This window comes from Candidatus Nucleicultrix amoebiphila FS5 (assembly GCF_002117145.1).
GTDB lineage: Bacteria > Pseudomonadota > Alphaproteobacteria > Caedimonadales > Nucleicultricaceae > Nucleicultrix > Nucleicultrix amoebiphila.
Genome location: NZ_CP008743.1, coordinates 597,343 through 610,959, shown reverse-complemented (window position 1 = coordinate 610,959; position 13,617 = coordinate 597,343). Strand labels below are relative to the sequence as shown.

Here is a 13,617-nt window from a genome sequence, read left to right as displayed (position 1 = left end):
ATACTCATGAATTATAGACATATTTACCACGCTGGTGGAATGGCGGATGTTTTTAAACATTTTATTTTAACGTTAGTACTGCAAAAGCTACTTCAGAAGGACACACCTTTTTTTGTGCTTGATACTCATGCTGGCTTGGGACTTTATGACTTGACTCTAGAAGCTCCTCAAAAAACGCGAGAGTTCGAAGGTGGCGTTCAGCGTTTTATGAATCAATGTAAAGAAGATCTCATTTTTCAAGTTTATGTTAATCTTTTGAAAGAGTTGAATGAAGGTTCAATAGATATCAAGAAATATCCTGGTTCTCCTTGGATCAGTCGACATTTTTTAAGAGAGCAAGATCGTTTAATTCTCTCAGAACTACATCCAGAAGATTGTTATGTTTTAAATTCTTTGTTTAAAAGAGATGAGCGTGTAAAGGTTTTGTATCAAGACGCCTATATTGCTTTAAAGGCGCATTTGCCACCAAAGGAGCGTCGAGGCTTAGTTTTGATAGATCCTCCTTTCGAAGCAAAAGATGAATTTAAACAGATCACGCAGGGTCTTAAAGATGCTCTGAAAAGATTTGCTCACGGTATGTATGGTATTTGGTTTCCTATCAAAGACCCAAAAGAGATAAAGAAATTTTATCAGAGCTTAGAATCTCTGAGTTTGAAAAAGGTTCTTAAAGTCGAATTTTATTGGTCTTTTCCCAAAAATATTGAGAGACTTAATGGTTGTGGAATGGTGTTGATCAATCCTCCTTGGAAACTTAAAGAGAGTCTTGAACAGGCTTTACCAAAGTTACTGACAGCTTTTGACATTAATGAAGATGGCTTTTTCAAGATACATTGAAAGAGTGAAAAGACTGTAGCGTTGATATGTTAGGCTTGCTAGCTATCAAATCCAATTCAATTCAATCCAACCATACTCATGGCTACTTAATCGAGATAATAGTACCTGCAGTAAGATTTTGAAGGTCTTTTGCGTGAAGAGAAAAGACTGCAAAAGGTGTGCCAGCGGCTGCCCATAATGTGTCTAACTTAAGCAAATCTTCATCGATAAACGTTGTAAGCACTTGTTGGTGTCCAACAGGCGGAATGCCGCCGATAGCAAATCCAGTCACTTCCCTGGTAAAATTAGCGTCTGCTTTTTCAATTTTTTCACCAAGGTGGTGGGCAATGGCTTTTTCATTAACTCGATTGATGCCGCTTGCTAAAACGAGCACAGGTTTTCTTGTATCTTTTGTTCGGAAAAGTAAAGATTTAATAATTTGAGCAACGTCGCAACCAATTGTATTTGCAGCTTCAAGGGCTGTTCGCGTGCTTTCTTCTAACTCAACTACTTGAAAAGTAAGTCCTTTTTGAGCAAGTACATCTTGCACACTTTGGGCGCTTTTACTAAGCCTAAGAGGCGTTGAGGACATTTCTAATCCTTCCACTTACACAAAACCTGGCGGAGGGGATGGGATTCGAACCCACGATACGGGCTTTAACCCGTATAACGGTTTAGCAAACCGCCGCCTTCAGCCTCTCGGCCACCCCTCCCTTAAGGATTAAGCTAGATAATTAACTAACCATCCTAGAGTGTTGTGTCAATCTGAAGTTCTTAAAATTTACGTTTTTCTTTGTGATGTTTTACTCGAGAGCGTTGACAATGGAGTCTTTGTCGTCTAATTGGAGAAAGTCCCTAGAGGAGGGGTGGCCGAGTGGTTGAAGGCGCACGATTGGAAATCGTGTATACGTTAATAGCGTATCGTGGGTTCGAATCCCATCCCCTCCGCCATCCGTTCGTCGTCATAACGATCAACCCGCCTTAGATGACCTTAAGGCTGCTGTTAATTTTAGCAAGAATAGTCAAGAAAGCTTGCTCTTGCACTAAAATACTAATATGGCCTTTCTCATTGTTTTTATTCGCTCCATACAAGAAAAGCGTTTATTATTCCTAGATAAAAATGAAAAAAATAGGGGCTGACACCTGACTTTTAAGAAGTTTGGATGTTGGGATGTATGTAATGCATTGTAAACTCTCAAGAAATGAACAGTTAAAGCTTATGGAATTTTTTCTAGCAGAAACGCCTACTCGAACAGCGGGTGATTTAGTAGGAGTCCAGCGAGCAATTTTGTGGAGAGAGTGAACTTGATGAAAGTTATTTTGGAAGTGTGCGAAAAGGTAAGAGAGATAAAGGTTCCGCAGGGAAAATTCCTGTCTTTTGCCTCTTAAAACGAGAGGGAAAAGTTTACACACAAGTCATCGATGATACTAAATCATCAACGTTGATGTCCATTATTCGAGAAAAAATCAAGCCTGACAGTATTATCTATACAGATTGTTATCGTTCTTACAATGTTTTAGATGTGTCTGAGTTTAAGTACTATCGTATCAACCTTAGAATTTTTTGCTCACAAGCATAAGCATATTAATAGTATTGAGAACTTTTGGAATCAAGCAAAGAGACATCTAAGAAAATATAATGGTGTCCCAAAACCTCAAACTTCCATCTTTTCTTGAAAGAGTGTGAGTGGAGGTTTAATATGGGCTCACCTAAAATTTATTTAAACAACGATGCAATTTTTATAAGGGAGACCATATGAGTGTATCACAATTAGGACAAGAAAAATGTCAAGTTTGTGAAGGGTATATTAATCCATTAGGGTTGGACGATATAAAACATTATATGACTGAGATTGATTCAGAATGGCAAGTAAATGAAAAAGGACACCTGGTCCGACAATACAAATTCAAAAATTTTAAAGAAGCGCTTGATTTTGCTAATAAAATTGGAAAATTAGCCGAAGAGGAAGGTCATCATCCAAATTTGATCGTTGGTTGGGGACGATGTACTATTGAACTTTGGTCTCATAATATTAAAGGCCTTTCTAAAAATGATTTTATTCTCTCTTCAAAGATTGATGCTCTAGGGGAATAAAATGATTCAAGGTATGAATCACATTACTCTTGCAGTTGCTGATATAGAAAAATCATTTCATTTTTATAAAAGCGTTCTTGGTCTTAAACCTTTGGTTAAGTGGGATAGGGGCGCTTATTTTCTTGTGGGAAAAGATTTTTGGTTCTGTCTTAACCTCGATGAAAAACGAGTCATCAGTCCTTGCTATACGCATTATGCTTTTAGTGTTTCACAGGATGATTTTTATTGTATGGCTCAAAAAATTCAGGCTTCAAATGCAGAGATGTTTAAAGAAAATAAATCTCCGGGTGATTCTCTTTATTTTCTCGATCCAGATGGTCATAAATTAGAAATTCATGTAGGAAATTGGCAATCTAGGGTAAAAGAAAAGAAAATTTTTTTAGGTTCTTGGAAAAATGTGGAGTGGTTTGTTTAAAGAACAAGATAAGTTAAGTGTTTGCTATCCAACTACCTCGCATAAGAATGGTCGCTTGGCTTTTTAATAGCACTCGATTCCCTTGTACTTCAATATCAATGACTCCTCCACGAGAAGAGGCTTGATAGGCTTTAAACTCTGTTTTTTTTAGTTTATGCATCCAATAATCAGCAAGTTTGCAATGAGCTGAGCCTGTAACAGGGTCCTCAGTAATAGATTCATTTGGAACAAAGAAACGAGAAATGAAATCAAAATCACCTTTACTCTTTTGAGTAATAATGATGCCTCTGAACTTAGTATCTTCAAGCCTTTTAATGTCAACATGAAGAGACTGTAGATTAATATCTTCAGGTATTTCAACGATCACATCATTGATAACACGTACTGCTTTTAAAACAGGTACTTCTAAAATAGACTTAAAAATTTTGAGATCAACATCTTCCTCTCCTTTTTGCAAGGGAAGATTGAGCAAAAGAAGGTTATCGTCTGCTTTTGTGACACGTAAAGGGCCACTTTTTGTAATGAAATGTAGTTCTTGATCTTGCACAATGTTCTCATGAAGGAGAACATGAGCTGCAGCAAGTGTTGCATGTCCACAAAAGTCTACTTCAACCTTGGGAGAAAACCACCGTAACTGAAATTGTTCATACTTTATAGGCTTTACAAAAGCAGTTTCAGAATAATGAATTTCTTGAGCGATCTTTTGACATATTTGATCCGATGGGAAATCATCTACGAGCATCACGGCTGCTGGATTGCCTTTAAAAGGTTGATCCGTAAAAGCATCTACGAGCCAAAAATTTATTTTCATTTTTTTACTTCATAGCTACAAATATTTTAGCAGAGCGAGAAGGTTTTATGGGGAGACATTGCCCACCTTTAGCTGTTACTTTTTTGCAAAAATTAAGAGCTTGATCTTTAGAAAAACCGTTCAGTCTAGCTCTATAGACTTTACGTTTATTACGCGGTGAGGGACTAATGGTTATTTTTGCTTTGGTTGCCATGATCTTAGGCATTGTTTTTAAGACAGCATTAGCCGCATTAGAAGCTTCTTGAGACTGCCGATAGGCACCTATTTGGATGGCCCAATCTCCACTTTTATCATTTACTGTTGTTATTGGGGATGCAGGCTCAGAATAACTTACTTGTTTAATTTCGGGAGAATGTCGTGGGGCATTTATTTCTGAGGGAGTAGGCAGCCTTTTTGTAAAATATTCAGGCGGAATACTTAAGGGTTGTGAAAGGTTATTATTAGCAAGCATAATTTCAGATTGTTTTGAAACACTAGATGGTGGATTAAGATTTTTGGCAAGCACAACATATTGGAGTTCATTTTGATTTTTTAATCCATTTTTCTTCTCAGAATTGATAATTTCAAAAGTACTTTCAACGAGACTTGCAAGACGTTGATCACGCCAACTTGCACTTTTTCCACCAATCAAAACTGCAATAATATGTCTATTATCTCTAATTGCTGAAACAGCAAGATTATGAGCACCTCGAGCGTATCCAGTCTTAATTCCATTCACTCCTACTACTGTTCCTAAAAGTTTATTGCTATTTTTGTACGTTAATCCATTCATTTGAAATGAAGGAGTACCAAAGTAAGACGAGTACTGAGGAAATCGTTTGTAAAGAGCTTGTGAAAGCACTGCCATATCTTTAGCTGTGGTAGATTGAAGAGGGTCGGGAACACCAGAAGCATTGCGAAATGTAGTTCTAGAGAGACCCAGCTCACGAGCTTTTTGAGTCATCATCTGTGCAAACCGTGCTTCTGACCCATTTCCAAGATGCTCAGCAATGGCTACAGCCATATCGTTTGCAGATTTCACCATGAGTCCTAAAATAGCATATCTTACTGGAACTCTTGTGCCAGGTTTAAGATGAAATTGAAAATTAGGCATAGTTGTAGCAGATTTTGAAATTCGTATCTTTGTATCAAGTGAAACCTTTCTTGACTCAAGCTGCTCAAGTAAAAGATAGAGGGTCATCATTTTTGTTAATGACCAAGGAAAAACAGTAGTGTCTGCGCTTTTAGCGTGAAATACGCGTCCTGTTTTAGCATCAATAACGATGTGTGCGTAGCGCATCGCTTGAGCCGCAGACGAAAGCAAACCCATGCTTGTAGCTAAAAAGAAGAAAAAAACCAATTTATTCAACAAGCTCAAACGCAATGCCATCCTGCTTTTATATCATTTAATATTCACAACTATTAATTAAAATACATCTTTGGCTTAATGTCCAGGCCTTAAATCATGGCTGCGTCTAAAAAAGATATTTTAGAAAATTTGCGATCCTTCGTTATTTGATTGATAAATTACAGTGACGATAGCATTAGTAAAATCGAGTGACGATGAAACATGATGTAAGCTTAAGGGCATGAATTTTAAAGGCTGACCAATAGCATCATGGATTTCCCTAGAAAGATCTGCATATTGCGACTCATCAAGCAAGGGATTCGGATCAAAATTAACTCCTCCTTTAATATGCACAGGTTTAGAAATATCTTTTGCTTTAATGCTTATGCTCTGGCATGGGCTTGAAATTTTATTGCTTTTTAAAGTAATTTCTGCGCCTCTCATTAAAAAACATTCATTGTTAAAAACGAAACGTGGTGCGGTAATAACTGCACAATTTTTTGAGTCTGAAGGATAAATGATTTGACTATATACAACAATGCCAACGGGAGTTGTTAAAGTGTCATAGTGATCAACTTTAACAAGATGAGCTTTGATTGAATCATCCCAGAGTTTTGCGACAACATCTGAAGAATCCAGTTTTTTAAAAACAGGACCTTCCCCTGAAAAGCGTAGTCTTAATACTTGATGTGGTTCAAGATCATCAATGAAAAACTTCTGAATATTAGAAGAAGAAACCGTTGATATCATTAAAATCCAAGAAAAAAATAAAGAAATTTTCTTAACAATCAGCATAATCACTCCCTAGTACTAGATTAACAAGAATTGCATTAAGCTCAAAAAATCGGACTCTTTAATATATTAAAAAGTCTCTTACGCAATAAAATTTTTGATTTTCTCTGGTATGGATGCTCCTGATCCATGACCTAGAGCAATATAGATGAATGGTGCTTGATGAATGCCATCCAATTTTAAAAATTCATTAACTTGCTGTTCATAGAATGCTCCAGTGATCCATGTTTGGATATTTAAAGCAGTGGCTGTTAATAAGCATGTTTGAGAAATGTGCCCAGCATCTAAGACCGCAATACGATAAGCACGAGAATGTGGATATTTGCGCCAAATTTTTTCGAAGAAAGAAACCAAGAAAATTCCACAGGCTGAAGATTTACCAAAAAACTGACCTGCTAAAGCTTTGGTGAGTTGTTCATCGGAAACCTGGTCATTAATTCGTGTTAAAGCATGCTTCTTGACATTATAGTGGTATACTCCTGAGGATAAATCTTCAATGTTATTCACCACTAAAAAGACTTCTGTTGGGTGCAGTCCGCCCCCAGAAGGACTCGTTTTGCGAAATGCATATTCATCAAGGCTTAATTCCTTTAGTTCTTGCCATGGACCATGAATCAAACCAAAGCTGACAAAAAGCAGCGTACTAAGGTCAGTTAAGGAAATGGATTGATCAAAAAATTCTCGTGATGTTTTTCTATTTTTTAAAGTCTCGAGAAAAGAAGAATCAGAAAGTTTCTCTAGAGTGGGTTTTGGTAGAAGAGTTTCAAGTCCAGATCTTTCAACAAAAAGTTGAGGCTTGGGTCCTTTCAATTTTTCAGATTCTTTAAGATACAAAGTAATCCATTGTTGCTCCTCTAAACCGCCATCAACATAATTAATGTCATTAGTTCCGAGATGAAAAATGTAAGAAAGTTTATCCCATCCCCAAAGGACGTTAGGGTATGGTTTGAGACTCAGTACATCGGCTTCTATTAATTCTTTGTCTATCTCGGAAAGAGTTGCTTCAAACGTTGGATTTTTCCATGCCAAAATCCTTTCAAAATAGTCTTTTTGAAGGGCGTACTGAGTATGATGTTGATAATCCCAAAGCACAAATTCATTCTCATGAATAAAAAAGAAGATATTGGGATTGATATGTAAACGTTCCATTGTGCTGCCCTGGAGAGAATTTTTGTTATTTATTCCATTATGGAAAAAATAAAATATCACGTCCTAGTTCACTTTTATACCATACCCTTATAAGATGACAAAAAATAAAAGTGAAAGAAAAGAATGAATCAAAAGGTAGGCGGAGTATTAGCTGAAATTAAAAGACTTCAGACGCAAAGTGCTTTTGGTCGCGTTGAATCACTTGCAGGGACACTTTTAGTGGTTAAAGCTCCTTCTAATCGAGTCTTTATAGGTGAAATTTGTGTTATTGAGGGTCGTGAAGGTAGAAGAATACAAGCAGAAGTAGTGGGCTTTCGCGAAGAATCTGCTCTAGTAATGCCTTATGATGCGATCGAAGGTGTTGGACCTGGGAGTAAAATTGAGTTTGCTGGGCAAGAAGCTGTTGCTTATCCTCATCAAAGTTGGTTGGGCAGAGTGCTGAATGGATTAGGAGAGCCCATTGATGGCCAAGAGCCATTGCTCTATGGCGACAGAGTATATTCTTACAAAGCGCCTCCAATACCAGCTCATGCAAGAGCTTTAGTGGAAGAGCGACTGGATTTAGGAGTGAGAGCGTTTAATACTTTTCTAACCTGTTGTCGAGGGCAGAGAATGGGTGTTTTTGCTGGATCTGGAGTGGGCAAATCTATGCTCTTGGCTCAACTTGCGCGTAATGCAAAAGCAGATGTTATTGTTATCGGTTTGATTGGTGAGCGCGGTCGAGAGGTCAAAGAGTTTATCAAGCATACTCTTGGCGAAGAGGGGTTAAAGAAAAGTGTGTTGATAGTTTCAACATCCGATGAGCCTGCTTTGTTAAGAAGACAGGCTGCATATCTAACCATGACAGTCTCCGAGTACTTTAGAGATCAAGGATGTGAAGTGCTTTGTTTAATGGATAGCGTGACTCGCTTTGCGATGGCGTTAAGAGAAATTGGATTAGCTCTAGGAGAACCTTCTGCCAGCAAAGGGTATACCCCTAGTGTTTTTGCTGAACTTCCGCGTCTTCTAGAGCGCGCAGGCCCTGGACTTGATAAAGCTCAATCAGGGAGTATCACAGGACTATTCACGGTTCTTGTGGAAGGAGATGATCATAATGAACCTGTTGCAGATTCTGTTCGCAGCATATTAGATGGTCATGTGGTGCTTGAACGAGCGATTGCAGAACGTGGGCGCTATCCAGCTATTAATTTATTGCGTAGCGTTTCTAGGTCTATGCCTATGTGTAATACTGAAGACGAGACACGTTTGATTAAGAAAGCGCGACAACTTTTATCTACTTACGAAGATATGGCTGAAATGATTCGTTTAGGGGCCTATCGCAGAGGTGCGAATGCAGAGGTAGACGAAGCAATACAATATAATGCGCCATTAGAAGAATTTTTAAGTCAAAAATTGAACGAGTGTGTGTCGTTACCTGATGCTTTTCAATTATTGGAAGAGATTCTTCCGCCCGTGAAAGATATATAGTTTATGAAGTCCATTAATCTTCTTTTGCGCATAAAGAAACAAGAAGTTGATGCTCAGCAAATAAAATTGAAACAATTAAACGCTCAGATTGAAGTTCTTGAAGACAAGTTAAAAGAGCTCTATGAAGAAATAGCGTCTGAAAGAAGTTTGGCGCAAGGGTCAACGAGTACTCACTTTGCTTATCTTGAGTATTTAAAAAATACGGAAATGAAGAAAAAAAAATTACTGGATGATATCCGTCGTATTGAACATATTCGTAATGAAGAACAAGATACATTCCATCGTCTTTACTCAGATTTTAAGTCTGTTGATATTTATCGTCAGCAGAAAATCACTCAAACAAAGAAAAAAAAAGATAAAATCGAAGAAATAATTATGGATGAAGCGGCTCTCAACCGATTTTATAGAAAAAAATCTCATTAGAAAAAAAATAAGGACTTAAGTAATAATATTCTGTTTAAAATAATATCAATAAAAATTTGGGAGATTAATAATGTCGAACGAAAATTTAAAAATAACTATTCTATTTGGATCTTATCGTATTGAGAGAAACGGATTACGTGTAATCAAATACTTAGATAGCCATCTAAAAGAGCGAGGTGTTTCTACAACTATTGTGGATGCAAAACTTGAAAAACTTCCTCTGCTTGAAAGAAGATATAGCGAGTATGCAGCAGATAAGAATTTACATAGTGATGATAAAGCATTATTCGAGCGGTTAAAAAATATTTCGGAAATTTTTAAGGCGTCCGATGGATTTCTGCTGGTGGCGGGTGAATATAATTTTAGTGTTCAACCAGGATTGAAAAATCTTATTGATTATTTTTTGCCTGAATATGCTTTCCGTCCTGGCGCTTTGGCAATGTATTCAATGGGGGCTTTTGGAGCATCTCGAGGTATAACAAATCTTCGCGGTATCATGGGAGAGGTTGGTATGTCTTCTCTTCCCAGTGTTCATTACTTTCCTCAAGTGCATGTCAGTCTGGATGAAAATGGCAAAGACGTTGAAAACCGCTATGAGAAACAGACAAAAAAATTCTTAGATGAACTTATTTGGCATGCAAAAGCTTTAAGAGGAGCACGTTCTGAAGGAACACCTAATTAAGGGGGATTTTGATGATTAAAGGAAAATCTGCAATTGTAACTGGCTCTACTAGCGGTATTGGGTTAGCAATCGCTCAAAGGCTCGCTAGCGCTGGAGTCAATATAATGTTAAATGGTTTTGGCGATAAGGGGGAAATTGATAAATTAACAGAAGATCTCTCTACAGAATTTAGTGTTAAATCTCATTATTCAGGAGCAGATATTACAAAGCCTCAAGAGATTGAAGCCATGATCAAGCAGGCTGAATCAGCTTTTGGACGTCTTGATATTCTGGTCAATAACGCGGGAATTCAATTTACGGCTCTTGTTGAAGAATTTCCTCCAGAAAAGTGGGATGCAATTCTTGCGACCAATTTATCTTCTGTTTTTCATGGAATTCGCTATGCTCTACCGGGAATGAAGAAAAATAATTTTGGGAGAATTATTAATATTGCTTCTGCTCATGGTCTAGTCGCTTCAAAACAAAAATCAGCTTATGTAGCTGCGAAACATGGGGTCTTAGGTCTTACTAAAGTTGTGGCTCTGGAAAATGCTGAAAGAAACATTACATGCAATGCCATTTGTCCTGGATGGGTTTTGACGCCGTTGGTTGAAAAACAAATCCGAGACATGGGCGTACGCGATAAAATCAGTTTTGAAGATGCAAAGATAAAATTACTGCTTGAGAAGCAACCTTCTTTGCGATTCATCAAGCCTGAGGACATTGGTGATTTGGTGATTTTTCTTTGTAGTGAAGCTGGAGAGTCGATGACAGGAGCAGCGCTCTCTATGGATGGTGGATGGACAGCTCAATAATTTGAGAATTGTGTTCTAACGGAGGAAAGAGCTGAGAAATAAAGACCAGAAAGTCGTCAATTTAGCCTTGCAAGGTGGTGGTTCTCATGGCGCCTATGCTTGGGGTGTCATTGAACAACTCATTGATGATGGTCGTATTGACATTGATAGTCTAAGTGGAACCAGTGCTGGCGCAATGAATGCTGTAGTTTATGCCTATGGACGCATGAAAAATGGTCCTCAAGGTGCCAAAGAGGCATTGCATAATTTTTGGTACGAAGTGAGCAAGATCGGGAATGGTTTTAAACTAGTCTATCACAACCATGTTCAAAAATTTATGAACCATTGGAACGCAGATCGTAATCCTTCGTTTTTGTGGTTTCAGATGATAACGCGACTCTTTTCACCTTATGAATGGAATCCACTTAACATAAACCCACTAAAAGATGTGCTTGAGAAGTGCGTTAATTTTGAAGAACTCAAATTATGTGAGTGCGCAAACATTTTTATTGGGACAACTTGTGTGCGTACCGGAAAAGTTCAGGTTTTTCACAATAAATCAATTACGGCTGATGTGGTGATGGCCTCTTCGTGTTTGCCCACGCTTTTTCAATCGGTAAAAATTGGTAATGATTGTTTCTGGGATGGAGGATTTTCGGGAAATCCTCCCTTATTTCCTCTGATATCGCGATCAAAATCACGAGATGTTATCATTGTTCATATCAATCCAATGGTAAGAGAGGAAATTCCAGATAGACCTTTAGAAATTATGAATCGTATGAATGAAATAGCATTTAATTCTTCTCTTTTAAAAGAGTTGAGAGCGATTTCTTTCGTCATTAAATTATTGGATGAAGAGTGGTTAAAGGAAGAATATAGAGGTAAATTGCGACATCTTCTCATTCATTCTATTCATGCAGACCAACCTCTAAAAGGTTTGGGTGTGTCAAGTAAGTTTAGTACAGATTGGGGTTTTTTGACATATTTACGTGATTTAGGCAGAGCTGAAGCGAAACGATGGTTAAAGGAAAATTATGATAAGGTTGGGGTTGAAGCCACTGTTAATCTTCGTAGTGAATATATCGATACAACTTCGACAAAGATGTGAAGAAATCGCTATATTGGATAGAACATTAAAATATGAATCATTAATAAAAAATTAAATATAGAATGTATGATATTAGCAAAAATAAGAATTCATAATAATGGGAGAGTGAGAGTTGCAACAAGCACTAAAATCTTTTATCGACAACAAACTTATCAAACATGTCATTTTATTAATAGTAGTGATCAATGCATTTTTGTTTATTGTTGAGGGATCAGAATTTTTAACTTCCAAACTACATATTACAAACATTAATTTTTATCATAAGCTTATCCTTTATATATTTGGCATTGAAATGACGATAAAACTTATCGCATATGATAAAAAGTATTTTTCTATTCCGTGGAATTTAGTTGATTGTATAGTTGTTGCGGCAGCACTTTTAGGTGTTGTGTTCAATATGCCTTTTGTAGCCATTATTGCTATTTTTAGAACGCTTAAGCTTGCAGAACTATCACCACGCTTACTCAAAATTGTTGAAGCTTTTTTTCTTGCTCTTCCTCATCTGACAGCAGTGATTCTTCTTATTCTACTCATTTACTATATTTATGGTGTTATAGGATTTGAGCTTTATAGATACATAGATCCAAACCATTTTGGGACATTTTCTGGCACAATTTTAACGCTTACTCAGTTAACTCTGCTGGATAACTGGGCGGACGTTGCGCGTCCTTTGATGACAGGTCATGCTTATTCTTGGGTCTATTTTATTAGTTTCACATTTTTAGTTGCATTTTCAGCAATCAATCTGATTGTAGGAGTTTTTGTGGATGCTGTTCAACAAAAGAGTGCAGAGCTTCACGCAGAACGTGTAAGAAGCAGAGGGAAACTCTTCCAAACACTTCACGATTTAAAAATTCATATTTCGGATCTAGAGGCTTACATTGAAAAGATCGAAACGAAAATCACTATGGAAGAAAAACTTCTCAGAAAGCCTACAACGAAACTCAAAAAAAGAAGATCCTAGTGAGAAAGTAGCATTGAACGTGTAAAAAAAATATAAGGTAAGGTGTTTTGTGTAAAAAACATCATGGCCTTATGGTTTAAGATTAACGTTTATCAAACGTTGCTGAGATTTTTCCGAAGTAGAGTCCTTCTTCACCCAGAAATGCTTTTCGAGAAATTTATGCAGTTGCTCCATGGAGCGCGTGAGAATGGATTCTGATGAACTATCATTTTTACTGTAACCAGCGTTTGCAATAGGTCCCGCAAGATGCATGTCAATTACACGCTTATTACTTGCAGGCGCATTCAAAAATCGGTCCTTACCAAAAGTATCTCTTACAACTATTTTCTCTGGAGATTCAACACCTCGGGGGTTTTGTGGACTTTCGGTTCTTTTGTTCATCAATTCTGTATGATGCAGCTCTAGTTCATTGTCTGCTGAATCTGATGAAACAGGAGTATCTAAAGTAATCACTTGCGTTATTTCAGGTTCTTCGTCAAGTTCATCTTCCATAAAAGTTTCGGATAAGGGGGCGTCAGGATCAACAACAGTAGCGACAGATGACTTTCCGTCACTTGATTCATTTATCATCTCTTCAGTGACAACATCAGTTTGCTCAGCCAGCAAATAGTTGGGTAAAAGCAAAATTAAAACTAAAATATAAAAACGAATTATCAACTTCATTGACCTCAAAGCCATGTTAAAATTATTTTTTACTTATAAATTATTAATGAAAAAAATAATGTTAGAAGTCAAGTTTTTGATTGTAGAAAGAAAAATTCACTGTGAAATGCGATAATGTTGCAATTAACAAGAATT

General features: G+C 37.1%; 15 protein-coding genes, 2 tRNA genes and 1 pseudogene. 11 read left to right on the top strand and 7 right to left on the bottom strand.

Annotated elements, in window-relative coordinates; all coding sequences use genetic code 11:
- Positions 1-6 precede the first annotated feature (6 nt).
- Positions 7-834 carry a 23S rRNA (adenine(2030)-N(6))-methyltransferase RlmJ gene (locus GQ61_RS02940; RefSeq protein WP_198157387.1) on the top strand — a complete coding sequence of 276 codons (828 nt, stop codon included), beginning with the start codon at positions 7-9 and terminating at the stop codon, positions 832-834.
- An 82-nt stretch (positions 835-916) separates the two neighbouring features.
- Here the strand turns inward: GQ61_RS02940 and GQ61_RS02935 are convergent, their stop codons facing one another.
- Together GQ61_RS02935 and GQ61_RS02930 are read right to left on the bottom strand one after the other, a co-directional pair.
- Positions 917-1,405 (bottom strand): YbaK/EbsC family protein, encoded by a 489-nt coding sequence (locus GQ61_RS02935; protein WP_085783864.1) that lies wholly within the window; start codon positions 1,403-1,405, stop codon positions 917-919.
- A 27-nt stretch (positions 1,406-1,432) separates the two neighbouring features.
- Positions 1,433-1,526 (bottom strand) — tRNA-Ser (locus GQ61_RS02930).
- A gap of 147 nt (positions 1,527-1,673) precedes the next feature.
- On the opposite strand from GQ61_RS02930, the gene GQ61_RS02925 reads away from it, so the two are divergent.
- The 4 genes and pseudogenes from GQ61_RS02925 (at position 1,674) to GQ61_RS02910 (ending at position 3,323) form a co-directional block, all read left to right on the top strand.
- Positions 1,674-1,764: transfer RNA gene (locus GQ61_RS02925), tRNA-Ser, on the top strand.
- Between the two features lie 220 nt (positions 1,765-1,984).
- Positions 1,985-2,573 (top strand): annotated as a pseudogene (locus GQ61_RS02920) (IS1595 family transposase).
- Entirely contained in the window at positions 2,570-2,908 is a 339-nt protein-coding gene (locus tag GQ61_RS02915; protein ID WP_085783863.1) for a 4a-hydroxytetrahydrobiopterin dehydratase, read from the top strand. The pseudogene GQ61_RS02920 and the gene GQ61_RS02915 overlap by 4 nt, the downstream one beginning before the upstream one ends.
- A 1-nt stretch (position 2,909) precedes the next feature.
- The gene (locus GQ61_RS02910) at positions 2,910-3,323 is read left to right on the top strand and encodes a fosfomycin resistance glutathione transferase (protein WP_085783862.1); all 414 of its coding nucleotides are present in this window, start codon (positions 2,910-2,912) and stop codon (positions 3,321-3,323) included.
- Positions 3,324-3,336: 13 nt separating this feature from the next.
- Here GQ61_RS02910 and GQ61_RS02905 read toward each other — a convergent pair whose 3' ends face one another.
- The 4 genes from GQ61_RS02905 to GQ61_RS02890 all read right to left on the bottom strand — a co-directional run bounded on the left by GQ61_RS02905 (position 3,337) and on the right by GQ61_RS02890 (position 7,402).
- On the bottom strand, positions 3,337-4,134 hold the full coding sequence (locus tag GQ61_RS02905; protein ID WP_085783861.1) for a PhzF family phenazine biosynthesis protein: 798 nt from the start codon (positions 4,132-4,134) through the stop codon (positions 3,337-3,339).
- A gap of 4 nt (positions 4,135-4,138) precedes the next feature.
- Positions 4,139-5,503: a D-alanyl-D-alanine carboxypeptidase gene (locus GQ61_RS02900; protein ID WP_085783860.1), complete on the bottom strand. Its 1,365-nt coding sequence runs from the start codon at positions 5,501-5,503 to the stop codon at positions 4,139-4,141.
- A 99-nt stretch (positions 5,504-5,602) separates the two neighbouring features.
- Positions 5,603-6,256, bottom strand: a complete 654-nt coding sequence (locus GQ61_RS02895) for a hypothetical protein (RefSeq protein WP_085783859.1) — start codon at positions 6,254-6,256, stop codon at positions 5,603-5,605.
- A 78-nt stretch (positions 6,257-6,334) separates the two neighbouring features.
- Positions 6,335-7,402 (bottom strand): SagB/ThcOx family dehydrogenase, encoded by a 1,068-nt coding sequence (locus GQ61_RS02890; RefSeq protein ID WP_085783858.1) that lies wholly within the window; start codon positions 7,400-7,402, stop codon positions 6,335-6,337.
- Positions 7,403-7,525: 123 nt separating this feature from the next.
- On the opposite strand from GQ61_RS02890, the gene fliI reads away from it, so the two are divergent.
- The 6 genes from fliI to GQ61_RS02860 all read left to right on the top strand — a co-directional run bounded on the left by fliI (position 7,526) and on the right by GQ61_RS02860 (position 12,819).
- The gene (gene fliI / locus GQ61_RS02885; protein WP_085783857.1) at positions 7,526-8,869 is read left to right on the top strand and encodes a flagellar protein export ATPase FliI; all 1,344 of its coding nucleotides are present in this window, start codon (positions 7,526-7,528) and stop codon (positions 8,867-8,869) included.
- Positions 8,870-8,872: 3 nt separating this feature from the next.
- Positions 8,873-9,292: a flagellar FliJ family protein gene (locus GQ61_RS02880; RefSeq protein WP_085783856.1), complete on the top strand. Its 420-nt coding sequence runs from the start codon at positions 8,873-8,875 to the stop codon at positions 9,290-9,292.
- A 70-nt stretch (positions 9,293-9,362) separates the two neighbouring features.
- On the top strand, positions 9,363-9,974 hold the full coding sequence (locus GQ61_RS02875) for an NADPH-dependent FMN reductase (protein WP_085783855.1): 612 nt from the start codon (positions 9,363-9,365) through the stop codon (positions 9,972-9,974).
- A gap of 11 nt (positions 9,975-9,985) precedes the next feature.
- Positions 9,986-10,768: a 3-hydroxybutyrate dehydrogenase gene (locus tag GQ61_RS02870; protein WP_085783854.1), complete on the top strand. Its 783-nt coding sequence runs from the start codon at positions 9,986-9,988 to the stop codon at positions 10,766-10,768.
- A 67-nt stretch (positions 10,769-10,835) separates the two neighbouring features.
- Positions 10,836-11,855 carry a patatin-like phospholipase family protein gene (locus GQ61_RS02865; RefSeq protein WP_198157385.1) on the top strand — a complete coding sequence of 340 codons (1,020 nt, stop codon included), beginning with the start codon at positions 10,836-10,838 and terminating at the stop codon, positions 11,853-11,855.
- A 112-nt stretch (positions 11,856-11,967) separates the two neighbouring features.
- The gene (locus tag GQ61_RS02860) at positions 11,968-12,819 is read left to right on the top strand and encodes an ion transporter (RefSeq protein ID WP_085783852.1); all 852 of its coding nucleotides are present in this window, start codon (positions 11,968-11,970) and stop codon (positions 12,817-12,819) included.
- Positions 12,820-12,888: 69 nt separating this feature from the next.
- Here the strand turns inward: GQ61_RS02860 and GQ61_RS02855 are convergent, their stop codons facing one another.
- Positions 12,889-13,482 (bottom strand): hypothetical protein, encoded by a 594-nt coding sequence (locus GQ61_RS02855; protein WP_085783851.1) that lies wholly within the window; start codon positions 13,480-13,482, stop codon positions 12,889-12,891.
- Positions 13,483-13,617 lie beyond the last annotated feature (135 nt).

Excerpts from the sequence above, each read along its gene's own strand:
- GQ61_RS02880 (WP_085783856.1), top strand. The coding sequence starts at position 8,873 with ATGAAGTCCATTAATCTTCTTTTGCGCATAAAGAAACAAGAAGTTGAT.
- GQ61_RS02855 (WP_085783851.1), bottom strand. The coding sequence starts at position 13,482 with ATGAAGTTGATAATTCGTTTTTATATTTTAGTTTTAATTTTGCTTTTA.
- GQ61_RS02870 (WP_085783854.1), top strand. The coding sequence starts at position 9,986 with ATGATTAAAGGAAAATCTGCAATTGTAACTGGCTCTACTAGCGGTATT.
- fliI (WP_085783857.1), top strand. The coding sequence starts at position 7,526 with ATGAATCAAAAGGTAGGCGGAGTATTAGCTGAAATTAAAAGACTTCAG.
- GQ61_RS02940 (WP_198157387.1), top strand. The coding sequence starts at position 7 with ATGAATTATAGACATATTTACCACGCTGGTGGAATGGCGGATGTTTTT.
- GQ61_RS02935 (WP_085783864.1), bottom strand. The coding sequence starts at position 1,405 with ATGTCCTCAACGCCTCTTAGGCTTAGTAAAAGCGCCCAAAGTGTGCAA.
- GQ61_RS02895 (WP_085783859.1), bottom strand. The coding sequence starts at position 6,256 with ATGCTGATTGTTAAGAAAATTTCTTTATTTTTTTCTTGGATTTTAATG.
- GQ61_RS02890 (WP_085783858.1), bottom strand. The coding sequence starts at position 7,402 with ATGGAACGTTTACATATCAATCCCAATATCTTCTTTTTTATTCATGAG.
- GQ61_RS02875 (WP_085783855.1), top strand. The coding sequence starts at position 9,363 with ATGTCGAACGAAAATTTAAAAATAACTATTCTATTTGGATCTTATCGT.
- GQ61_RS02905 (WP_085783861.1), bottom strand. The coding sequence starts at position 4,134 with ATGAAAATAAATTTTTGGCTCGTAGATGCTTTTACGGATCAACCTTTT.
- GQ61_RS02915 (WP_085783863.1), top strand. The coding sequence starts at position 2,570 with ATGAGTGTATCACAATTAGGACAAGAAAAATGTCAAGTTTGTGAAGGG.
- GQ61_RS02900 (WP_085783860.1), bottom strand. The coding sequence starts at position 5,503 with ATGGCATTGCGTTTGAGCTTGTTGAATAAATTGGTTTTTTTCTTCTTT.
- GQ61_RS02910 (WP_085783862.1), top strand. The coding sequence starts at position 2,910 with ATGATTCAAGGTATGAATCACATTACTCTTGCAGTTGCTGATATAGAA.